At 63.8% G+C, this 22,694-nt stretch carries 15 protein-coding genes; 6 read left to right on the forward strand and 9 right to left on the reverse strand.

Features of this window, described 5'->3' with window-relative positions:
* Positions 1-103: 103 nt before the first annotated feature.
* The 3 genes from A985_RS0112280 to pepE form a co-directional block, all read right to left on the reverse strand.
* On the reverse strand, positions 104-1,018 hold the full coding sequence (locus tag A985_RS0112280) for a DMT family transporter (RefSeq protein ID WP_017233701.1): 915 nt from the start codon (positions 1,016-1,018) through the stop codon (positions 104-106).
* A gap of 41 nt (positions 1,019-1,059) precedes the next feature.
* Positions 1,060-2,034: a fatty acid desaturase family protein gene (locus A985_RS0112285; protein ID WP_017233702.1), complete on the reverse strand. Its 975-nt coding sequence runs from the start codon at positions 2,032-2,034 to the stop codon at positions 1,060-1,062.
* Between the two features lie 232 nt (positions 2,035-2,266).
* Positions 2,267-2,980 carry a dipeptidase PepE gene (gene pepE / locus A985_RS0112290; RefSeq protein WP_017233703.1) on the reverse strand — a complete coding sequence of 238 codons (714 nt, stop codon included), beginning with the start codon at positions 2,978-2,980 and terminating at the stop codon, positions 2,267-2,269.
* Between the two features lie 462 nt (positions 2,981-3,442).
* Here pepE and A985_RS0112295 point away from each other — a divergent pair, with 462 nt between their 5' ends.
* The 3 genes from A985_RS0112295 (at position 3,443) to A985_RS0112310 (ending at position 7,993) form a co-directional block, all read left to right on the forward strand.
* Positions 3,443-5,623, forward strand: coding sequence for a malate synthase G (locus A985_RS0112295; protein ID WP_017233704.1), 2,181 nt, complete (start codon positions 3,443-3,445; stop codon positions 5,621-5,623).
* A 95-nt stretch (positions 5,624-5,718) separates the two neighbouring features.
* Complete coding sequence (locus A985_RS0112300) at positions 5,719-6,996, forward strand: DUF445 domain-containing protein (RefSeq protein WP_017233705.1); 1,278 nt, start codon at positions 5,719-5,721, stop codon at positions 6,994-6,996.
* 751 nt (positions 6,997-7,747) lie between these two features.
* Positions 7,748-7,993: a hypothetical protein gene (locus A985_RS0112310; RefSeq protein ID WP_017233708.1), complete on the forward strand. Its 246-nt coding sequence runs from the start codon at positions 7,748-7,750 to the stop codon at positions 7,991-7,993.
* 99 nt (positions 7,994-8,092) lie between these two features.
* On the opposite strand, the gene A985_RS0112315 is transcribed toward A985_RS0112310, so the two are convergent.
* Together A985_RS0112315 and psrA are read right to left on the reverse strand one after the other, a co-directional pair.
* Entirely contained in the window at positions 8,093-9,400 is a 1,308-nt protein-coding gene (locus A985_RS0112315; RefSeq protein WP_017233709.1) for an MFS transporter, read from the reverse strand.
* Positions 9,401-9,600: 200 nt separating this feature from the next.
* Complete coding sequence (psrA, locus tag A985_RS0112320) at positions 9,601-10,698, reverse strand: iron-containing alcohol dehydrogenase PsrA (RefSeq protein WP_026131907.1); 1,098 nt, start codon at positions 10,696-10,698, stop codon at positions 9,601-9,603.
* A gap of 148 nt (positions 10,699-10,846) precedes the next feature.
* Between psrA and A985_RS0112325 the strand changes: the two genes are divergently transcribed.
* Positions 10,847-11,710 (forward strand): LysR substrate-binding domain-containing protein, encoded by an 864-nt coding sequence (locus A985_RS0112325; RefSeq protein WP_017233711.1) that lies wholly within the window; start codon positions 10,847-10,849, stop codon positions 11,708-11,710.
* A gap of 63 nt (positions 11,711-11,773) precedes the next feature.
* Here A985_RS0112325 and A985_RS0112330 read toward each other — a convergent pair whose 3' ends face one another.
* The 3 genes from A985_RS0112330 to uvrA all read right to left on the reverse strand — a co-directional run bounded on the left by A985_RS0112330 (position 11,774) and on the right by uvrA (position 19,544).
* Positions 11,774-12,625 carry an undecaprenyl-diphosphate phosphatase gene (locus tag A985_RS0112330; RefSeq protein ID WP_017233712.1) on the reverse strand — a complete coding sequence of 284 codons (852 nt, stop codon included), beginning with the start codon at positions 12,623-12,625 and terminating at the stop codon, positions 11,774-11,776.
* Positions 12,626-13,040: 415 nt separating this feature from the next.
* Complete coding sequence (locus A985_RS25285; protein ID WP_017233713.1) at positions 13,041-13,343, reverse strand: DUF4148 domain-containing protein; 303 nt, start codon at positions 13,341-13,343, stop codon at positions 13,041-13,043.
* A gap of 270 nt (positions 13,344-13,613) precedes the next feature.
* Positions 13,614-19,544, reverse strand: coding sequence for an excinuclease ABC subunit UvrA (gene uvrA / locus A985_RS0112340; RefSeq protein ID WP_017233714.1), 5,931 nt, complete (start codon positions 19,542-19,544; stop codon positions 13,614-13,616).
* Between the two features lie 272 nt (positions 19,545-19,816).
* Here uvrA and A985_RS25290 point away from each other — a divergent pair, with 272 nt between their 5' ends.
* A complete protein-coding gene (locus A985_RS25290; protein WP_017233715.1) occupies positions 19,817-21,484 on the forward strand; it encodes an SH3 domain-containing C40 family peptidase in 1,668 nt (555 codons plus the stop codon).
* A 63-nt stretch (positions 21,485-21,547) separates the two neighbouring features.
* Here the strand turns inward: A985_RS25290 and A985_RS0112350 are convergent, their stop codons facing one another.
* Entirely contained in the window at positions 21,548-22,207 is a 660-nt protein-coding gene (locus A985_RS0112350; protein WP_017233716.1) for a TetR/AcrR family transcriptional regulator, read from the reverse strand.
* 155 nt (positions 22,208-22,362) lie between these two features.
* Here A985_RS0112350 and A985_RS29235 point away from each other — a divergent pair.
* Positions 22,363-22,694: FAD-dependent oxidoreductase (locus A985_RS29235; RefSeq protein WP_232424611.1), on the forward strand; the 332-nt coding region annotated here is incomplete at its 3' end.

The raw sequence follows: 22,694 nt of genomic DNA on the forward strand, positions 1-22,694 counted from the left end.
CTGACGGTACGAGGGGGCGGCATCGCCGCTGTCGCGTGTGCTGCGTGCCGGTAAACCGCCGCCCGAGGCTCACACCTGGGCGGCGGTTTGGTTTGCGCAGGGGCTACACGTCGTAGCGTGCCGACGTTTCGCCATCCCCCGGTCGATCCCAGACTGCAATCACGAGTCCGATGGCGATGAAGCCTGCGCCGAGCAGGCCTTCCTGACTCAGCCGGTCGCCGAAGAGCGCGAATCCGAAAAGCGTCGCGAACAGGGGATCGCTGGTCTCGATGATCTGCACTTTGCTGGCCTGACCGCTCTCCACCGCCCGAGTGGTGAAATAGAAGCCCCCGATCGTTGGAAGCAGCACGAGCGCGCATAGCGTTATCCAGGCCACGCCGCTGGGCATGGCGAATCCCTCGCGCAGCAGGGGTATCGACAGAAAGGCACTGCCGAACCCGAACAGCCAGACGAGCTGCGGCAGTCCCGACCCGATCCTGAACCACTTGGCGAGGAAGATGAACAGCGCGTAGCCGCATCCACCGGCCAGCGCCAGGGCGATGCCCGCGGTGCTGCCGTCGATGCCGCTTTCGAACAGGCCCATCACACCGACGCCGAGGACGATTGCCAGAAAGGCGGCCGTCTTCCGACGCGTTGTCGTCTCCCCGAGAAACCGACCGGACAACGCGAGCGTCGCGCCGCCCGCCGCATACGTGAGGAACGAGACGAGCGGAATCGATGCGTGCGAGAACGCCGTCGTCTCGAAGTGGTAAAGGCTGAAAATGCCGAGAAACGCGAGACATGCAAACTGAGGCCAGCGACGGGCCAGCCGAACGGTCTGCGTGCCGAGATCGTGACGACAGGCACAGAGCAGCGACACCACGACGAAGGCACCGAAGCATTTCCAGAAGGCGATCATCGCGGGCGTGGCCCCTTGATCGAATCCGGTTCGCGTCAACACGCCGATCGTGCCGTTCAGAACGGCGGCGACCAGCGCGCAAATCTCCGGCCCGTAGGCTGTGCGATTAAATACGCCCATTTTCCGATGTGAACTTAATAGATAGGCAATAAGCGACGCACTCATGGCGTTTGAGGTGCTCTGACGAAGTCGACAAAGGTCACGCGGCCGCTTTGATCCGACGAGAAGATTCCTCCCCACTTGTCATCCCATTCGGAAAACGCGGTGTCTGCTCGAAGAATCCGGGTGGCGGCAGCGAGATTCCAATGCGGGATCCCCGGCAACAGATGATGCGTAAGATGGAATGAATCGCCGTGCATCCCGATGAAGATGCGTTCAACCCAGCACGAATAACGGTTTCGGGCGCCGAAGCACCACTCACTGGATGCGTCCATGAACGGGTAATGCTCGGACAATTCACTGAACCAACCAATTACTGGAAAAACCAGGATCAGCGGAATCCACCAAAAGAACATAAGATTCGCCAGCCATCCCTGCGAATAGGCAATCACAGCCATCGACGCATGAAAGGCAAGAATCAACCAGGATTCTGCTTGGGATTCGTTTGGGCGCACAGAAAAAGACAGGCGACTCAGAATCAGGGACTTGATATAGCGGAGTGTGAACCGGCCATATATCGCGCTCAGTACGAATCGCCGGAAGAAGTCTGGGCCTCGTTGGGTCTCATATATCCCTGCGCCCAGCAGCTCCCGATAATCGGGATCGTGATTGGCATCGCCGAGGTGTGAGTGATGCAAAATTACGTGGGATTGCCGATAGGCAAACATGGATTGCATGATTGGCCAACCGCAGAATACTCGGCTCACAACCCGATTCAAAGCCTTGGATCTGAACAGCGTCCCGTGCGCCCCATCATGGAAAAGACTTGCTAATGCACGCTGTCTAGCCCCGATGATCAGAACTGACAACGGATACAGCAGCGGCTGCACCTCTAATGACAGCAGGCAGCCGGCAAGAATCCAAACGTAATCGAGAACGATAGAAAAAAGCCCTCGATGGTTGTTTCGCTCGCACAATGCCTTGATGCGGCTCTTTTGATCTCCGGTAAGCGCGAGACTCGTGTATTTCCGTACCATGTTCCCCCTCCGCCAAACGTTCCGATGACGGAAGGGGACATCCCCATTTTTCCGTCAACGCTCATCACGCTCCGAGGGGGAAGCGCGCACCAAATTTGATTTCGCATTCTGCCAGCGGAAATACACCTGCAGAATGCAATTGGGTGCGAAAAGTCAGATTTAAGAATTTTCGGATATTTGATCCGGCCCGAAGCCGGCCGTCATCTGCGCGACGGCACAATGCCCGCGCGTATCAGATCGACGCCAGCGCAAACGTGCGGCCCGTCGCGAGCTTGTCCACGACACCGCCCTGCTTGAAATGCAACGCGTCGAATTCACCGAGCACGGTGGCGTTCTCGCCCTGCACATGCAGCGCCGTACCCTCTGGAATGGCAACGACGCGTTCGTCCGGATTGATCGCCAGATACTCGGCCAGACGCTCCTCGCGCGATTCACCGTTGTGCCCCGTCGGCTTCCCACTGATGAAATGCGGATTCACCTGGAACGGAATCAGGTTGAGCGCTTTGAGCGTCGGCGGCTCGACGATCGGCATGTCGTTGGTCGTGCGAATGGTCGGGCACACCACGTTCGCCCCGGCGCTCCACCCCACGTAAGGCATCCCCGCGTTCACACGCTCGCGCAGCAGGCCCACGATGCCCGCGTTGTACAGGCGATCGAGCAGCACGAACGTATTGCCCCCGCCCACCACGACGGCCTGCGCCTGCTCGACGGCGGCGCGCGGATCCTTGTGATGATGAATCGACTCGAGGGCATAGCCCAGCCGCTCGAACGTCGGCTTCACGCGCGATTCATACTCGTCGTAGCTGTACGTGATGCCCCCGGCGTACGGCACGAACAACACGTGTTTCGCGCGATCCCTGAGCACCGCATGCACCTGATCGTCGGCATGCGCCAGAAAGCCCTGGCTGCCCTTGCGGGAACTGCTCATCATCAAGATCTGTTTCACGACTCATGCCTCCAGGGCAGATGTTTTCGGGGGAACGGCCCGGCGCGGGCGCGTCGCGCACCTTCGGCGCAAACGGTGAGTGTACCCGTCACCTCAACACAGGCACGACGCACCTCGAACCGCGTAGCGGTCGCCGCCGCGTACGGCGCCCCCATTTCTCATGAAGTGAAATGCCATATCGAATGCTGCAAACGCACCACCCGCTTTCGGTATCCGACGCAAAGCCCCGTGGCGCCGGCCTCATACGCAAATCCTTATGCCGCCTATAAGTTGCGGGAGTATCACGACGCGAAATCCCGGGTTTCCGAGCGCCCGGAGAAGGATTACACTCAGGGTCTTATATAAGACTGCCCCTTATCGTCAACCACCCGGTCGTCATCCTCACGCCAACCGCGTGGGTGTCTCGGCAAGGTCACTGGACGAAATCGCGTCAACCTGGTTTTCAAACTCGAGTACAGCATCATGACTTCCACTTCCCAGCGTGGCGGCCTGACGGTCGCAGACAATCTGATCGCGTTCATCGAAAAGGAAGCCCTGCCGGGCACCGGTGTCGATGTCGATGCGTTCTGGAAAGGCTTCGACGCCATCGTTCATGACCTCGGCCCGAAGAATCGCGCCTTGCTCGCCGAACGCGACCGCCTGCAAAGCGAACTCGACACCTGGCACCGTGCCAACCCGGGCCCCATCGCCGACGCCGCAGCCTATCGCGCGTTCCTCGAAAGGATCGGTTACCTGTTGCCCGCGCCTGCCAGCGTGCAGGCCACCACGGCCAACGTCGACCATGAAATTGCCGAGCAGGCCGGTCCGCAGCTCGTGGTGCCGCTCTCCAACGCCCGCTACGCCCTGAACGCCGCCAACGCGCGCTGGGGCAGCCTGTACGACGCGCTCTACGGCACCGACGCCATCCCTGAAACGGACGGCACAGAAAAGGGCACCGGCTACAACCCGAAGCGCGGCGAACGCGTGATCGCCTTCGCACGCGGCTTCCTCGATCAGGCCGCACCGCTGGCCGACGGCTCGCATAAGGACGCCACCGGCTATCGTGTCGAGAACGGCAAACTCATCGTCACGACCAAGACCGGCGAGACGGGCCTGGCCACGCCTGCCCTGTTCGTCGGCTATCAAGGCGACGCCGCGGCGCCGACGGCCGTGCTGCTCAAGCACTACGGTCTGCACTTCGAGATCCAGTTCGACGCCAGCCACCCGATCGGCAAGACCGACGCGGCGCATATCAAGGACGTGCTCGTCGAAGCCGCCGTCACGACCATCATCGACTGTGAAGACTCGGTCGCCGCCGTGGACGCCGACGACAAGGTCGACCTCTATCGCAACTGGCTCGGCCTGATGCAAGGCACGCTGACGGAAGCCGTGGAAAAGGGCGGCAAGACGTTCACGCGCCGTCTGAACGCCGACCGCGAATACACCGGCGCCAACGGCCAACCGGTGACGCTGCACGGCCGCTCGCTGCTGTTCATCCGTAACGTCGGTCACCTGATGACCAACCCGGCGATCACCGATCGCGAAGGCCGCGAGATTCCGGAAGGCATTCTCGACGGCGTGGTCACCGTGCTCGCGTCGCTGCATGACCGCAAGCATCGACTGAACTCGCGCACCGGCTCGATCTACATCGTCAAGCCGAAGATGCACGGCCCGGCCGAAGTGGCCTTCGCCGATGAACTGTTCGGCCGCATCGAAGCGCTGTACGACCTGCCGCGCAACACGCTCAAGATGGGCATCATGGACGAAGAGCGTCGCACGAGCGTGAACCTCTCGGCCTGTATCGCCGCCGCCGCGTCGCGCGTTGCATTCATCAACACGGGCTTCCTCGATCGCACGGGCGACGAGATGCACACCGCGATGGAAGCCGGTCCGATGATGCGCAAGGGCGACATGAAGTCGTCGGCATGGATCACGGCCTACGAGAAAAGCAACGTGCTCGTGGGTCTGGCCGCCGGCCTGCGGGGCCGCGCGCAGATCGGCAAGGGTATGTGGGCCATGCCGGATCTGATGCAAGCCATGCTCGAGCAGAAGATCGCGCATCCGAAGGCCGGGGCGAACACCGCCTGGGTGCCGTCGCCGACCGCCGCCACGCTGCACGCCCTGCACTATCACATGGTCGACGTGCAGGCCGTCCAGCAGGAACTCGAGAAGATCGACTACGCGAAGGAACGCGACACGCTGCTCACGGGCCTGCTGACGGTGCCGGTCGTGGCGAAAGCCGAATGGTCTGCCGACGAAATCCGCAAGGAGATCGAGAACAACGCGCAGGGCATTCTGGGCTACGTCGTTCGCTGGATCGACCAGGGCGTGGGCTGCTCGAAGGTGCCGGACATCAACGACATCGGCCTGATGGAAGACCGCGCCACGCTGCGCATTTCGAGCCAGCATCTGGCGAACTGGCTGCGTCACGGCGTCATCACGCGCGCGCAGGTCGAAGAGACCTTCAAGCGCATGGCCGCCGTGGTCGACAAGCAGAACGCAGGCGACGCGCACTATCGTCCGATGGCGCCGAACTTCGACGACTCGCTGGCGTTCCAGGCGGCAAGCGCCCTGGTGTTCGAAGGGCTGACGCAGCCCAGCGGCTACACCGAGCCGCTGCTGCACAAGTACCGTCTGGAACTGAAGGCGAAGCAACGCGGGTAATCGCACGACGATAAGTCGATCGGTTCGCGGCTTATCATTGGACGCTCGACGGGGTAACCTGTCGGGCGTCTTTGTATTTTAGGAGCCGGCTGCGCATGGACCCCGCCATCGCCCTGCAACGCGCCGAGCGTCGCGCCCTGTGGTTTCTTGTGGCCGCGCTGGTGATCTTCGTCGCCACGCTCTTCATGCCGGAGCACTTCGTCACGGGCTGGATCCGGGCAGCGGCCGAAGCCGCGATGGTCGGCGGACTGGCGGACTGGTTCGCGGTCGAAGCGCTGTTCCGGCGCATTCCGATCCCAGGGCTCGCGCGGCACACGAATATCCTGATTCGCAAGAAAGACGCCCTCGGCGACGGTCTCGCCCGCTTCGTGCGCGAGAAGTTTCTCGACACCCCCTCGGTCGTTCGGCTCATCCGGCAACAAAACCCGGCGGACGCCGTCGCGCACTGGCTCGGCTCGTACGAGAACACGCGTCAGTTGAGCGCGGTGCTGGTGAAAGTGGCCAGCGGTGTGCTCGACGTGATGGACGAGCGCAACGTGCAGGCCTTTATCCGCCGCGCGCTCGACACGATGATCGACCGGCTCGACCTGTCGCAATCGGCGGCCGCCATGCTCGACACGCTCACGCGCGACGGCCGTCATCAAGCGCTGCTCGACGAGACGCTCGACTACCTCGTCGAGCTCCTCAATGAGCCGCAGACGCGCGAATTCATTTCGGCGCGCATCGTCGACTGGCTCAAGAGTGATCATCCGAAGAAGGAGAAGGTGCTGCCGTCGGAGTGGATCGGCAACAAGGGCTCCGACATGATTTCGGCGGCCGTCACCCGCCTGCTGGCGCAAATGGAAGCGGACGAATCGCATCAATTGCGTCAGGCGTTCGATCGCGCGGTCGCGGGACTGATCGAGCGGCTCAAGCACGACGCCGACTTCCAGGCGAAGCTCGACGCTTTCAAGACCCAACTGAAAGGCGACACCGCGTTGAACGCCTATGTCGGCGGTCTGTGGAACGAGTGGCGAAGCTGGGTGAAGCGCGACCTCGCGCGCGACGACTCGGTGATCGGCGCCAAGATCACCGGCGCGGCCGCGTGGATGGGTCAGGAGCTGGCGCGAAGCGACTCGCTGCGCAAAGCGCTCGACGCGCAATTGCTGGATGCCGCCGAGCGCATGGCACCGGGGTTTGCCGACTTCGTGACCGAGCACATCCGCGCCACAGTGCATGGCTGGAATGCCGAACATCTGTCGCAACAAATCCGCCTGAGCGTCGGACAGGACCTGCAGTACATCCGCATCAACGGCACACTCGTCGGTGGACTGATCGGCGCCGTGCTCTATTTGATTGCCCAGGCACCGGTGCTGCTTTCGCGCGGCCACTGACGAGCATCGGCGTCGGACCGGGTAGCAAACGCGCACCGCTCAACCGGACTGAATCTGCCGCCGCCCCCCTTTTGCTGCGTTGCGCCGACCGTTGCACAAATACCGGCCAACCCTAGGGAAAACCCGTGGTTTTTTCGCAACGCAGCGGCGTTGGCACCTCGCGGATTGCCGAATTCCAAAAAACCAATGAAAATCAATCACTTAATACGAGCAATAGGGGTGGATGCCACCGGTCTGACGCGGATCACAGCACGAATTAGAGGGAAATGTCGCGGCGCGCAACAACTTGTTTGATCTGACGGGGTTTATCGCGAAGTGCGACAGCAGTAGAGTGACAACATGATGAAGTCAGTCGACGTCGTGGCTCGCAGGGTGCACCGCACCGCGGACGACGCCGGCTCGTACAGGAGCATTACCATGGCTGCCCTCGGTTCTTTCCTTCTGCTGGCGAGTGCCTCGCTGCTCACCGCGTCGTATCTGCGCAGCCGTGCCGCGCGTACGCCCCGTCAGCAAGCGCGCGTGACGCGTCGCTGAACGCTTCGACGCCAAGCGATACCGGGCGCATCACTGCGGCGCATAGTGTCTGAGCTCGTTGTCCTGCACAACGAATCAGGCTTTTCGACGTTTGATTGTTTCATTTTCAGCAATACTCCCTTCTCCGGGAGCGCATTTTTCTCCTTGCTGCGTGGGCGTAGATTGGCGCCAATGATGGCGCCCATGGTGGACGTCTCGCCAGACAGGAGAAATGAAAATGAAGTCCATTCTGATCGCTTCGGCCTTCGCTGCCGCGCTGTTGAGCGCAGGTGCCGCGAGCGCCGCCGAGAATGCCCAATCGGCTGCCCAACCGCAGCAACCCCAGACGCAAGCGCAAGTTCAAGTGCGAACGCAGGCCCAGCCGGGTGCCGTGGCAGCCACCACGCAAACGACGACCGTCGCCCCGGCCTATGAAGTCCCGGGCCGCGTGAATCGCGCCGGTTCGATCTACTTCGGTCAGTAAGCTGCGCAATAAAACGGCAAGCCGGGGCGCTGCCCACCGGCCTGCCGAATTCCCGATGCTCGGGCACCCCCACACGCCTCCCCGTCCCGTCGTTCCCCCTCAGTAGGTTCGCTTCATCGCTGCCGCACACGCGGCGGACAAGCATCCCACCGCCAGCACATACACCGCGATCCACCATGGTTTGTGACCGCCGTATTCGAGCAGCGTCGCCGCCACCAACGGTGTGATCGAGCTGGAAACGATTCCCGACACTTGATACACGACCGAGATGCCCGTGTAACGAACCCGCGTGTCGAACAGTTCGCAGAACATCGACGCCTCGGGACCATAGACGAACGCATATACAACGCCCAGCGGCACAATCACCGCGAGCGACACCCACCAGACGCTCGTCGCATAGTGCATCACCGCCAATGCCGGAATCGCCGACACGCCACAGGCCAACGCACCCCAGCCGAACACTCGACGGCGTCCCACGCGGTCCGACAGCTTTGCGGCATACGGAATCGTGACGATCAAGACCATGGCCGCGAGCGTGACCGCCAGCAGGATCGGCGTCTTCGGAAAGTGCAGCGTGCCAACGAGATACGAGATGGCGAACACCGCATAGACATTGAACACCACGCCATCGATGTAACGCGCGCCCCAGCCCAGCAGCACGTTACGCCGGTAATCGCGCGCAATCTCCGAGAGCGGCACATGCGCGACGCGCTGACTGTCCTTGATGCGCGCGAACTCGGGCGTCTCCAGCACGCGCAGCCGGATGAACATACCCACCGCCACGAGCACCACGCTGAGCATGAACGCCAGACGCCAGCCCCATGCCATGAACTGCGCATCGGTCAGTGTCGATGAGAGCAGCGCGACCACACCGGTCGACAGGCACAATCCCACGGCGAGCCCGATCTGCGGATACGCCGCGAACCGCCCGCGCCGGTCGTGCGGCGCGTACTCAAACGCCATGAGCACCGCGCCGCCCCATTCGCCGCCCAGTCCAATGCCCTGCAACAGACGCAGGAACAGCAGAATCAGCGGGGCCGCCATGCCAATACTGTCGTAGGTCGGCACCAGTCCGATCAGGAACGTCGACACCCCCATGATGGAGAGCGTGACAATGAGCAATGGCTTGCGTCCCAACCGGTCGCCGAAATGGCCGAACAGGATGCCCCCGATCGGCCGCGTGGCGAATCCCACCGCGTAGACCGTATAGGCGAGCGCGGTGGCAATGAAGGCATCGCCGCTGGGAAAGAAGAGCTTGTTGAAGACGAGGCCTGTCACAGTGCCGTACAGGAAGAAGTCATACCATTCGACGGTCGTGCCGATCAGGCTGGCCAGCGCGACCGTGCGCACCGCTTTTTCGGCGGAGACGGCATCGCTGCCGCCCACGCCCGTGAGAACCTGTTCCATTGCGCCTCCTGTTGATGCGCCGCGCCGTGGCGGCGCGCTGCGACGCACCGGTCTGCGCCGGGCGTCTGTCTCCTGGATGTCTCGGTGCCGCCTTTGGATCACGCGGCTATGTTTTGATGATGCGGATTACGGGGACTGCGGGTAAGACGCGAAAACACGCATGCGCGCGAACGCATACGACCGTAGCGGCCACCTGACGATCAGGCGGTGGCGCCGATGAAATTGCGTCCGCGCGGACCGTCGAGCGCGGCGGCGATCATCGCGCTCGATTCCGGCTCGGACACGCCATAGGCCGAAAACTCGGTCGCCACGCCCAAACCGTTGAGAAACGCGGTGAGCTTGTCCGGGGCGCGGCCAATGTCGCCGTCGAACACCTGCGCCAGCACCGCGTCGCGATCGACACGGCGGCCTATCGCCAGACGCATCACCGCCGGCAAGGTGAACGAGCACGCAATGCCGTGCGGGAGTCCATGTCGAATCGTCATGTCGTACGAAATGGAATGCGCCAACGCGGTCTTCGTGTTGGAGAACGCCATGCCCGCTTGCAGTGCCGCGAGCGCCGCCTGAGCGCGCAACGTCTCGTCGTCCAGTGACACCATCAGCTGCGGCAACACGCGCATCATGTCGCGCGCCGCCGTCACGGCGAAGGTGTCGGAAATCGGATTGGCGTTGACATTCCAGATCGCCTCGAGCGCGTGCGAGAGGGCGTCGAGCCCGCTTTGCAGCGTGATGGCGTGCGGCAGCGAGCGCGTCAGTTGCGGATCGACAATCGCCGCCTCCGGCCACGTCTCGGGTAAATGCAGCGAGTACTTCTTGTGCTTCACATGACGATCCCACAGCGTGGCCCACGGGGTGACTTCGCTGCCGGTGCCGGCCGTCGTCGGAACGGTGATGAGACGCTTGGTCCGCGATGGCCGGAAGTCGCCCCCCGCATCAAGCGCATCGACGAGCGTCGCAAAGCGATCATCCTCGCCCGCGACCATCAACAGCTTGGCCGTGTCGAGCGCGCTGCCGCCGCCCAGCGCCACGATCACCTCGCACTGGCCGTACCGCCGCCAGAAATCGCTGTACATCGGGGCGAGTTCGCGCACATCCGGGTTCGGGCTGACACGATCGATCGTCCCCGCCAGCCGTTGCCCGAGCAGCGCTTCGACGCGTCCCGTCATGCCGAGCGCCCGCGCTTCGGGCATGGTGACGAGCACAACCCGCCGCTCGCCGACCAATTCGGGCAACTGAGCAAGGGCACCCGCACCGAAGCGAACATCGACCGGATTATGGAAACGTGAACATGCAGTCATGGTGAGGAGGTGCCGCTGCACCCGCGGGCGCTGCGATCGATTGACGAAGATTGAGCTGGATTATGGTGAGGACCGTTCTATACTTCCAATTCACAATTTTTCGTTAAAGTATTGATAAAACCTATACCTCGTCACGGGAGCGTCATCGATGCGGATTACCCAACTGCGCTCGTTCCATGCGGTGGCGCACCACGGCAGCGTGACGCGCGCGGCCCAGGCGCTGCATGTGAGCCAGCCCACGATGACCACGCAGATTCGTGCGCTGGAGGAGACCTACGGTGTCGAACTGTTCTACCGGCACGGTCGTGGACTGACGCTCACGCCCACCGGAAAATCGTTGTATGCGGTGAGCCTGCGCATCTTCTCCGACGAAGCCGAAGCGCTTGGTCTGCTCAAGGAGCACGGTGAGCTACGCACCGGCGAACTACGCCTGGGTGCCGTCGGACCGCATCACGCGATGGAGATCGTGGCGGCATTCCAGCCGCGTTACCCCGGCATTCGCATTTCCATGCGGCCGGGCAATTCCGAAGAGATGATCGAGAGCCTGCTGGCCTATCGCACGGACGTGGCGGTGCTCGCGCGCTATCACGACGACGCGCGTCTGCATGCCGTGACCTACCGCACCCATCCGGTCGTGCTGTTGGTGCCGCGCGCGCACCGGTTCGCCAAGCGACGCAGCGTGCCGCTCGCGGCGCTGGCTGACGAGCCGATGCTCATGCGCGAGCCGGGATCGACCACGCGGCACGCGCTCGAAGCGGCGTTGCAAGCGGCGGGGGTGACACCGACCGTGGCGATGGAGATCGGCAGTCGCGAAGCGATTCGCGAGGCGGTGATTCTGGGGCTGGGAATCGCTGCGGTGTCAGCGCGTGAGCATACGCCCGACGCGCGACTTGCCACCGTATCGATCAGCGACGCACGCGTGGAGACGACAACGGTCGTTGTGTGCCTGGCGCAGCGGCGAGCGTCGCGAGCGATTGCGGCGTTTCTGGAGGTCGTGGCGGGACTGGTGTAACGCCCGTGGGTATGGCGTGGGCAGTGCCTGGCACGCCGCCCACGCAAGACGTCACCTGACCGATTACAGATATTGGCTCGCCGCCAGCACGACGCCCGAGGCCACGAGGCAGTAGATGCCGAACAGATACCAGCGGCCGTGTTCGAGCCAGCGCGACAACCAGCGCAGCGCCACCAGACCGGCAAGGAAGCTGAACACCATGCCGACGAGGCTCGGCGTGAGCACCGTCATGTAGTGACCGGAGAACGATTGCGCGCCGCCCGACTTGTACAGGCGGTAAGCTTCCTTGGCGATCACCGGCGGCGTGAGCACCACGGCCAGCGCGAAGCTGAATTCCTCGACACGAATTTTATCGAGCCCGCGCATCATCCCCGTCGAGATGGTCGATCCCGAGCGCGAGAAACCACGGAACGGCAGGCACAAGCCCTGCACCGCGCCGATCCAGGCCGAGTCGGCACCGCGCAACGGGCGATCGCCCATCGGCGGACGCTTGCTGCCTGAAATCAGAATCAGGATGCCCGCCATCGCGAGGCCGCCGGAGATGATGTACAGATTGCCGAACAAGTGCTCGATCTCGGCGTGTTGGGAGCCACGCATCAAGACCTTCTCGATAAACAGCATCAAGGCCAGCCCGATCACGCCCGTGAAGCCCGTCGCGATGACGACTTGCTTCGCGTTATGCATGAAATCGTGCTTCGACGAGAAATAGCGCTCGCGCCACGACTTCCAGAAATAGACGATGACGGCGAGCATCGTGCCGGTGTGCAGCATGACGAGCAATAACGTCATGGCGGGCGCCGACGGGTCGAGACCCATCAGTTTCTCGGCCATGATCACGTGTGCCGAACTCGACACGGGAAGCAACTCCGCCACGCCCTGCACAATCGCGAGCACGAGCACTTGCAGATAATCCATGCGAAATCCTTGTGAAATGGGCAAGGAGCCTACGCCGGATACATGACACTTTCGTGACGGTCACATGACGGCGGCGCCGGTTCCCTACCCACCACCGGCTGCCGCGCATGATACTCCAACAGACGTGTCACGAAGTGGGCAAGTGAGCCGTTTCCGACGGGTACCTTGGGTCAAGGCGGCGCGACTTGCCCACCGGAAATCCACAGCTTGGTCACAGGTGCGCCACAGCTTACCCACAGGGTTATCGACAGATTTGTCCACAGGGCGCGACGCATCGCAAAGGGGGACGCACAAAACAAAATCGGCCACGCGAAGTGGCCGATTTGTGATCGGAGGCGCCGCCCCGGAGTCCCGACGCGCCGCACAGGCGCTGGCTCACGGGAGGTGCCGCCAGTACTGCGATGGGTGACGCGAATCAGCTACCGAAGTACGTGCTGCCGGCAAGGGCAAGGTTGATGATCGACCCCGGGGTCGCGGCTACCGCTGCAGCGCCCGAGTTGGCGATCGACTTCGGATAAACCGAATCGTGTTGCTGCAGCAGACCGGCTTGCTGGGCTTGCGCCAGCTCCTGACCGACCTGAGCGCGGGTCAGCATGCTGGTTTGCGGCACCCACGAGAATTCCGTCGGGCCGTCGAAGGCATCGCTGGCAAAGGCCGAACCGGCCGACACGGCCAACATTGCGGAAACCAGGGCTGAGGTAATAAGAGCGCGCTTCATGATGTTTTCTCCTGTCTGTTTGAGTCGCGGCGATGTTCAATTCATCGTCGACAATTGCAGTCTATTGGCATCGACATGCGCAATAAAGACTATATTCGTCCATGCTAAATTTCTGAATATGAAATAATCGGGTTGACTTTGGGCGATTCTGCCCATCTCGGTGCGCGCACACTTACGCGCCCAATGAAAACGGGACGCCATCAGGCGTCCCGCGTCCCCCAGTTGGGATTCCGGATCGCGAGCCCGTGATCGGCGCGCGATGTGGGTCGGCTATTTCGACGTGGCGGCGGCTTCCGATATCGCTGCCGAGGCCCCCGGCGCCACCGTTTGCGCAAGCACTGGCTTGAGTGCGATGCCGGTGTGGCTCGCCGCGACCTGCGTCAGCGCATCGGGTGACGTCGCGGCGACGACCGTCCCGCCGTTCTTGCCGCCCTCCGGGCCCATATCGACGATCCAGTCGGCTTCGGCAATCACATCGAGGTTGTGCTCGATGACGACGACGGTATGCCCGCCATTCACCAGCCGATGGAGCACATGGATCAGACGCGCCACGTCCGCCATGTGAAGGCCGACCGTGGGCTCGTCGAGCACATACAGCGTGTGCGGCGTCTTTTGTCCGCGGCGCGTGACGTCGTCGCGCACCTTGGTCAACTCCGTCACCAGCTTGATGCGCTGTGCCTCACCCCCCGACAACGTCGGCGACGGCTGCCCCAGCGTGAGATAGCCGAGCCCGACGTCCTGCATCAGTTGCAGCGGATGCGCAATGCTCGGCATCGACGCGAAGAACTCGACGGCTTCGTCCACTTCCATCGTCAGCACGTCGCCGATGCTCTTGCCGCGCCACGTGACGGCCAGCGTCTCGGCGTTGAACCGCTGCCCGTGACAGACGTCGCACAGCACCTTCACGTCGGCGAGAAAGCTCATGCCGATGGTACGCACGCCCTGCCCCTCGCACGCCGGGCAGCGGCCTTCGCCGGTATTGAATGAGAAGCGTGACGCCGCATAACCACGGGCGCGGGCTTCGAGCGTATCGGCAAACAAGCGGCGAATCGTGTCCCAGAAGCCAATATACGTGGCCGGGCACGAGCGCGGTGTCTTGCCGATGGGCGTCTGATCGACTTCGAGCACGCGATCGATGGCCTCCCAGCCGGTCACCGACGCGCAACCGTGCCACGCGTGCACCACAGGACCGCGAGGCTGCGCCGGTGCCGCCGACGTCGCACGCGGCTTACCGTCCGCCTTCACCGCGTGACGCACCGTTCCCTTGCGGGCACGTCGCTCGGCGGGTGACGACAGCACCGAACGCCCCACCGCGTCGAGCAGGTTCGTCATCAGCACGTCGCGGGCGAGCGTCGATTTTCCCGACCCCGACACGCCGGTAATGGCCGTAAGTCGCGCCAACGGCAACGACGCCGTCACGTCCTTCAGATTGTGGAGCGTGGCGCCATGCACCGTCAGCCAATTCGGCGGCACCGCCTCGACGCCGGTCGCAGGCGCAATGACTTCACGGCGTGGATGAATCGGGTGTTGCAACGGTTGCGCCAGGAACTTGCCGGTCAGCGACTCGGGGTGCGAGGCCAGATCGGCGACGCTGCCCTGCGCGACCAGCATGCCGCCACGTTTGCCCGCACCGGGACCGATGTCGATGATGTGATCCGCGCGGCGAATCGTGTCTTCGTCGTGCTCGACCACCACCAGCGTATTGCCCTGATCGCCCAACTTGCGCAACGCGCCGAGCAGAATGCCGTTATCGCGCGGGTGCAGGCCGATGGTCGGCTCGTCGAGCACGTAGCAAACACCCTGCAGATTGCTGCCGAGTTGCGCCGCGAGCCGAATGCGCTGCGACTCGCCGCCCGAGAGCGTCGGCGCCGCGCGATCGAGCGTGAGGTAGCCGAGCCCGACTTCCTCGAGAAATGCCAGACGTCCCTGAATCTCGCTGATCAGATCGCGCGCGATGCTCGCTTCGCGACCGTGCAATTCGAGGCCTTCGATCCACTCGCGCACATCGGTCACGGTCCACTGCGCAACGCCGGAGATCGCGTGCTCGTCGAACGTCACCGCGCGCGCGACGGTATTGAGCCGCGCCCCGTGGCAATCCGGACACGGCTGATCGCCCACGCCCTCCGGCTCCTGCTCCTCCGACGGCAACGAATGCTCGCGCCCCCGGTTGTCCTGATTGAGCACGGTGTCGTCGAACGCTTCGCGCTGCTCGCGCGTGAGCGCCAGGCCCGTGCCCACGCACGTTTGACACCAGCCATGCTTGCTGTTGAACGAAAACATGCGCGGATCGAGATCCGGATAGCTCGTGCCGCACACCGGGCAGGCGCGCTTGACCGAGAACACCTCGATCTGGCCCACGCCTTCGCCCGGTTGCTCGTTGCCCATCGCGTCGCCGAGACCGTCGAGCGGCGCGAGCAGATGCATCACGCCCTTGCCTTGCTCGAGCGCCGCCGCCAGCAGCGTGCGCAGCAAGCCTTCGGTCTCGGGCGTGACGATCACGTCGCCCACCGGCAGTTCGATGGTGTGCTCGCGGAATCGATCGAGCTTTGGCCACGGGTCGACCGGCAGGAACACCCCATCGACACGCAGATGCGAATGCCCGCGCGCCTTGGCCCACTTCGCGAGATCGGTGTAGATCCCCTTGCGGCCCACGACCAGCGGCGCGAGCAGCCCCACATGCTGGCCGCGCCGATCGCGCATCAGTTGCGCGACGATGGAATCGGGGCTTTGCGCCGTAACGGGCGAACCGTCGTGAATGCAGTGTTGAATGCCGAGCTTGACGTACAGCAGACGCAGGAAGTGCCAGACTTCGGTCGTGGTCGCCACCGTACTCTTGCGTCCGCCGCGCGAGAGGCGCTGCTCGATGGCGACCGTCGGTGGGATGCCATACACCGCATCCACTTCCGGGCGCCCCGCCGGTTGCACGATGGATCGCGCATAGGCGTTGAGCGATTCGAGATAACGGCGTTGCCCTTCGTTGAAGAGGATGTCGAAGGCCAGCGTCGACTTGCCCGACCCCGAGACACCCGTGATCACACTGAACTTGCCGCGCGGAATGGCGACGTCGAGCGCTTTCAGGTTGTGTTCGCGGGCGTTGACGATACGAATGTCATTGCCGCCGGCCGGCTTGCGCTGCGCGCGTGCCGCACGCAAGGCCGTTTGCAGCGGCATACCCGGATCAGCGACGGCATCGGCCGCCGCCGCTGACCGGCCGGGCGCCACGATATTACGTTCATAGTCGGCCAGGGCGCGCCCGGTGTGCGACCCCTCGCACGCCACCACCTGCGCGAGCGTACCCGCGCACAGCACTTCACCGCCGCCCTCGCCGCCTTCCGGCCCAAGGTCGATGATCCAGTCGGCCGCGCGCACCACATCGAGATTGTGTTCGATGACGAGCAGCGAATTGCCGCCGTCGAGCAGCTTGGCGAACGCGCGCATGAGCTTGGCGATGTCGTCGAAATGCAGCCCTGTTGTCGGTTCGTCGAAAATGAAGAGCCGACCGCGATGCGCTACCTTCTGTCCGCTCGCCGTCTTCTTCTGCGCCGCTTCCGCCAGGAAACCCGCAAGCTTCAGGCGCTGGGCTTCGCCGCCGGAGAGCGTGGGCACCGGCTGACCGAGCTTGACGTATTCGAGACCTACGTCGACGATCGGCTGCAAGACGCGCAACACTTCGCGATCCGACGAGAACAACTTCACCGCCTCGTTGACGGTCAACTCGAGCACGTCCGACACGCTCAGCTCGCGCATCGCTTCACCGGGCACGGCGCGCTGAATCTTCACGTCGAGCACTTCGGCGCGATAGCGCTTACCGTCGCAATCGGGGCAACGCAGATACACGTCGCTCAGGAACTGCATCTCCACGTGTTCGAAGCCCGAGCCGCCGCATGTCGGGCAGCGCCCGTTGCCGGAATTGAAGCTGAAGGTACTGGCGTTGTAGCCCCGTTGCAGCGCCGCTGGCACGGCGGCGAACAGTTTGCGAATCTCGTCGAACGCGCCGACATAGCTCGCCGGGTTCGAGCGTGCCGTCTTGCCGATCGGCGACTGATCGACGAACACCACGCCCGACAATTGTTCGGCGCCGATGAGTTCGTCGTGGGCCCCCGGGGCTTCGGTCGGGTCGCCGAAGTGGCGCGCGAGTGCCGGGTTGAGGACGTCCTGCACCAGCGTCGATTTGCCGGATCCGGACACGCCGGTCACGCACACGAGCCGCCCAAGCGGAATCTCGACACTGACCTGCTTGAGGTTGTGTTCGCGCACGCCGGTGAGCGTGAGGCTCGGCGTCGCGGCGTCGACCGGGCGCGCGCGCCAGTTCGACGCGTTCGCCACGTGCTTGCGTCCGCCCAGGTAGCTGCCGGTCAGCGTATCGGCATGGCGCACTTCCTCTGGCGTGCCGTCGAAGACGATCTGGCCGCCGCGCTCCCCGGGTCCCGGCCCCATGTCGATCACGCGGTCGGCGGCCAGCATCACCGCCGGATCGTGCTCGACCACCACCAGCGTATTGCCCGCGTCACGCAGGCGATGCATGGCGGCGACGATGCGGTCCATGTCGCGCGGATGCAGGCCGATACTCGGCTCGTCGAGCACAAATAGCGTATTGACGAGCGACGTGCCGAGCGCCGTCGTCAGATTGATACGCTGCACTTCGCCGCCCGAGAGCGTGCGGCTCTGACGGTCGAGCGTGAGGTAGCCGATGCCCACGTCGCACAGATACTTCAGCCGCGTGCCGACCTCTTCCTGCAACAGCTTGAGGGCGTCGTCGAGCAGGCTCGACGGCAACGTGAGCGAATCGAAGAACTGACGCACACGCGAAATCGGCATGAGCATCAGGTCGTGCATGGTGAGGCCGGGCAGCGCTTCGAGCGACTCGCGCGACCACGCCACGCCACGCGGCATGACGCGCTGGGCGGGCGGCAAAACCGCGTCGGCGTTCTCCTTCGAGCCGAGCCGCCAGAGCAAACCCTCCGTCTTCAGGCGAGCACCGCCGCAGGTTTCGCACGTGGTGTAGCTGCGGTACTTCGAGAGCAGCACGCGAATGTGCATCTTGTACGCCTTCGACTCCAGATAGCCGAAGAAGCGGCGGATGCCATACCACTGCTTGTTCCACTCGCCTTTCCAGTCGGGATCGCCTTCAATGACCCACTCGCGATGCTCGGGCGAGAGTTTCGACCAGGGCGTGTCGCGCGGAATGCTCGCCTTGCCCGCGTATTCGAGCAGGTCGCCCTGAATTTCTTTCCACGCCGGCGTCTGAATGGTCTTGATCGCGCCGCCGCGCAGCGTCTTGCGCTCGTCCGGGATCACCAGACCGAGGTCGACACCGATCACGCGGCCGAACCCGCGACAGGCTTCGCAGGCGCCATAGGCCGAGTTGAACGAGAAGAGCGCCGGTTGCGGATCCGCGTAGTGCAGGTCGCTGTCGGGGCAGTGCAGATCCTGCGAATAGCGCCAGATGTCGGGCTCACCTTCGTCGGCCAGCACGTAGACATTCACACGGCCGCGCCCGCGCTTGAGCGACGCCTCGATGGCTTCCATCGCGCGCGCCTTCTCGGTGTTCTGCAGGCGGAAGCGGTCGGCGACGACATCGAGCACCTTGCGCGCGCCGTCTGCCGATGCGACTTCGCGTTCGGCCTGCACGCGCGTGTAGCCCGATGCCGAAAGCCATTGCTCGACCTCATCGGCCGTGACACTGCCCGGCAACTCGACGGGGAACGTAACGACCAGACGCGGATCGCCGGGCGCGGTGCGCGCCATCAGGTCAGCGTAGATCGTCTCGGGGGTGTCGTGTCGCACCGGCTGTGCCGTCTCGCGATCGAACAGCGCCGCCGCGCGGGCGAACAGCAGCTTGAGGTGGTCGTTGAGTTCGGTCATCGTGCCGACCGTCGAGCGCGAGCTGCGCACGGGGTTGGTCTGATCGATGGCGATGGCCGGCGGCACGCCTTCCACGTGATCGACCTGCGGACGATCCATGCGGTCGAGGAACTGGCGGGCGGAGGCACTGAAGGTTTCGACGTAGCGGCGCTGGCCTTCGGCAAACAGCGTGTCGAAGACCAGGCTCGACTTGCCGGAACCGGACGGGCCGGTCACGACGGTCATTTCACCGGTCTGGAGATCGACGTCGAGATTCTTGAGGTTGTGCTGGCGGGCACCACGAATACGAATGGCGTGGTTGGACGACGGGTCGGGTTTCGGGGATGAGGTATCCACTGGATCAGGGCCGCTTGGTTGACAATGAACAGCGTGACGTCTGACAGCGCGCGTGCGCGCCTCGGGGGAACTACTGTATCAGGCCGATGCGACAGTCGCTGACAGCATCCACGCGTCGCTCGGCTTGACGTGATTGTACTGTATATTTGTACAGCATTCACACCACCCCCGAAGGCACGGCAGCGCCTCGTTGCATGCCTCGCCGCGCGCTTCAATTTCACGCCTGTGTCGATGGAGTAGCATGACGACATCCGGACTCTCTTTCGCATAACATGGGTGCCCTCCTTGCGGCGCGCGGCGTGATCGTGCGTGCCACGTCTTCCGTCGCGCATGTCATGCACATCACTCGGCGCAACGCCTCGAACGCCCCGCGGCGCCCCGTTACCCGCCTTGCCGGCCTCACGTCGCTGCTGCCGCTCGTCGTGCTCGCGGCGTGCGCAGGCGCACCGCAACCGCCCACGGTGTCTCAGTCGGCGGCGGCTGGCACGGCAACGCACTACAACGTCGGCCGCTTCCCCATCGAGCATTACGATCAGAACGTCGATCACTGGATCCGGCCCGATGCGCCCGACTACGATCGGCCGCTGCTCTCCGCGCAGGAGCAAACGCGTCGGTTCGAGGCCTTCCGCGCGCGCTACTTCGGCATCTCGCCGCGCGACCCATCGCCGTGGAACGGTACGTGGCTGTCGACATCGCTGCTCAACGCCGCCGGTGCGCAGCAGATCGCGGATTCGCAAGCGCGGCGCGCCAGACGTTTCGATAACGGCGTGCCCGGCGTTGCCAAGACCTATGGCGAGAACTTCCATGCGCACACGTCGGCGTGGATCCGCGCCATCGAAACCAACATGGCGCTGGCGCAACTCGACGCCGATCAGGCCGGTGGGCAATACGATCCGCGCCGTCGCGGCATCACTGTCGATAACGCGCTGGTACGACAGCTCCCCACGCACGACCCGGCCTTCTACGATTTTCATCAGGCGGGCGAAGGCTATCCGTTCGATGCCCTGCAGGACTCCGCGCTGCGTCCCGGCACGCCGGTCTACACGCTCGCCCGCAGCGCCGACGGTGCGTGGCTGCTCGTCTATTCGCCGGATCTGATCGGCTGGGTCGATGCCCGCACCGTGGCCTCGGTCGACGAGCATTTCATCGCCACGTGGCGTGACGCGGCACAGCGCCGCCTCGGCGCCATCGTGCGCGCCGACGTGGCCTTGGCCGACACGCCGCCCGGCGCGACCGCGCCCATCTACCGAACGTTTGCACCGATCGGCACCGTGCTGCCTGTGATGCTGCGCGACGGGCAACAGATCGCGATGTTCCCCGTGGCCGATCTTCGGCGTCAGGCACACATTCGCACGACCGCGCTCGACGCCTCGACGCTGGTGCCGATGCCATGGACAATCACGCCGCGTCATATGGCGCAGGTGATGAAGCAACTGATCGGGCGTCCGTACGGGTGGGGCAACACGCTGTTCTACAACGACTGCTCGGCAGAAACGCGCAGTCTCTTCGCCCCGTTCGGCGTGTGGCTGCCGCGCCATTCGTCGGATCAGTTACGGGCGGGCGTACGCACCGACCTGCGCGCCGCCGATATCGACACAAGGTTGCGCACGCTGGCCGAGCGCGGCCGGCCGCTGATGACGCTCATCCATATCAATGGCCACATCATGCTGTACCTGGGCAATGCGCAGCGCGACGGCGAAAGCGTGCCGATGACCTATCAGAACGTGTGGGGCCTGTCGCCGGCGGATAACAGTCGTCGCAATGTCATCGGTGGCTCGGTGATCCTGCCGTTGCTCAAAACTTACCCGGAAGATCCCGAGGCTCGCTCGCTCGCGGGCAAGTCGCTGTTTGAGATCAGCGTGATCGGCAGCGAGACCTCGGCAAACGGGGACGCCGCACGCGTACCGAGCACGGATACTCCGGAGGAGATGCCACAGTAAAACGCTCGCCGGCGCGGTGCCGCAAAGCCTATAAGACGCTTGCGCACCGCCTGCGCCGGCGGATCACTGCCGAATCAGCGCCATCGCGCAGTCGAGCACGGTGCGCTTGAGATCGGCCATGCCTTCGGGCGGCAGGAACGGTCCCATCATGTGGCGATACGACACTGTCTTGCTGATGGCCGACGTCAGCATGAAAAACATCACGTCGGCGTCCTGCCCCGGGCGCTTCTGCGCTTCGAGCCAGTCGGCCACGAGCGGCACCATCGCGTCGCGATACGGGCGCACCAGTCGCTGCATGATGATGTCGAGCCGCTCGCCTTCCTCGGTCGCGGCCGTCGAGAAGAACATACCGATGTCCGGATTCTCGAATACGACTTCCACGAACCCCCGTACCGCCTGCTCGATACGCTCGGCAGGTTCCAGCGGCGCGTGCCGCAGCGCCAGCGTCTGCTCGATCATCGAGCGCGTGAGCGTCGCGATCTGATCGACGACCGCGATCCACAGGGCCTCCTTCGAGCCGAAGTGGTGCGAGATCAGGGCGGCGTCGACCCCGGACGCCTCCGCGATCTGCCGCACGCTGCTCGCATAGAAACCGCGCTGCGCAAAGATACGCCGCGCGTTAAGCAACAACGCGTCGGCCCCATGCGAGCAGTTGCACGTGGGACGCCCACGTGTGCGTTTGCGGGGCGGTTCAGCTTGCGAGACGGCTTTGTTCGGAGTCATGGAGCAATGGGTGGGTCGAGTTCGCGACAGCAATGCGCCAAGTCTACCCGACCCTAACGCCTCTGCCTGCCCAGGCAATTGCCATTTGACACGCCGGGGCCACGCTCGCTATTATGCGCTTATTCATCACTTGTTGAATTTGGCATTTCCCCCAAATGTCTCGTGCAAACCGAATCGTGATTGTCGGTGGCGGTATCGCCGGCCTGAAGCTGGCAACGCGGCTGGGCCGCACGCTCGGGCTGGCCGGCACGACGCATGTGACGCTGGTCGACAGTCACCCCACCCATCTTTGGAAGCCGATGCTGCATACCGTGGCGGCAGGCACGCGCGATGTCACGCATACACAAGTGACGTATCTCGCCCATGCGTGCGGCAATGGCTTTACGTATCAGGCGGGGCGCATGTGCGGGCTGGATAGAACGCGCCGGGAGGTTGTGCTCGGGGAGATGGACGCGCCCGACGGCTCGCGTTTGTTGGGCGAGCGTCG

This window comes from Pandoraea sp. B-6 (assembly GCF_000282835.1).
Taxonomy (GTDB): Bacteria; Pseudomonadota; Gammaproteobacteria; order Burkholderiales; family Burkholderiaceae; genus Pandoraea; species Pandoraea cepalis.

Excerpts from the sequence above, each read along its gene's own strand:
- A985_RS0112280 (WP_017233701.1), bottom strand. The coding sequence starts at position 1,018 with ATGGGCGTATTTAATCGCACAGCCTACGGGCCGGAGATTTGCGCGCTG.
- A985_RS0112285 (WP_017233702.1), bottom strand. The coding sequence starts at position 2,034 with ATGGTACGGAAATACACGAGTCTCGCGCTTACCGGAGATCAAAAGAGC.
- A985_RS0112295 (WP_017233704.1), top strand. The coding sequence starts at position 3,443 with ATGACTTCCACTTCCCAGCGTGGCGGCCTGACGGTCGCAGACAATCTG.
- A985_RS0112300 (WP_017233705.1), top strand. The coding sequence starts at position 5,719 with ATGGACCCCGCCATCGCCCTGCAACGCGCCGAGCGTCGCGCCCTGTGG.
- A985_RS0112310 (WP_017233708.1), top strand. The coding sequence starts at position 7,748 with ATGAAGTCCATTCTGATCGCTTCGGCCTTCGCTGCCGCGCTGTTGAGC.
- A985_RS0112315 (WP_017233709.1), bottom strand. The coding sequence starts at position 9,400 with ATGGAACAGGTTCTCACGGGCGTGGGCGGCAGCGATGCCGTCTCCGCC.
- psrA (WP_026131907.1), bottom strand. The coding sequence starts at position 10,698 with ATGACTGCATGTTCACGTTTCCATAATCCGGTCGATGTTCGCTTCGGT.
- A985_RS0112325 (WP_017233711.1), top strand. The coding sequence starts at position 10,847 with ATGCGGATTACCCAACTGCGCTCGTTCCATGCGGTGGCGCACCACGGC.
- A985_RS0112330 (WP_017233712.1), bottom strand. The coding sequence starts at position 12,625 with ATGGATTATCTGCAAGTGCTCGTGCTCGCGATTGTGCAGGGCGTGGCG.
- A985_RS25285 (WP_017233713.1), bottom strand. The coding sequence starts at position 13,343 with ATGAAGCGCGCTCTTATTACCTCAGCCCTGGTTTCCGCAATGTTGGCC.
- A985_RS25290 (WP_017233715.1), top strand. The coding sequence starts at position 19,817 with ATGGGTGCCCTCCTTGCGGCGCGCGGCGTGATCGTGCGTGCCACGTCT.
- A985_RS0112350 (WP_017233716.1), bottom strand. The coding sequence starts at position 22,207 with ATGACTCCGAACAAAGCCGTCTCGCAAGCTGAACCGCCCCGCAAACGC.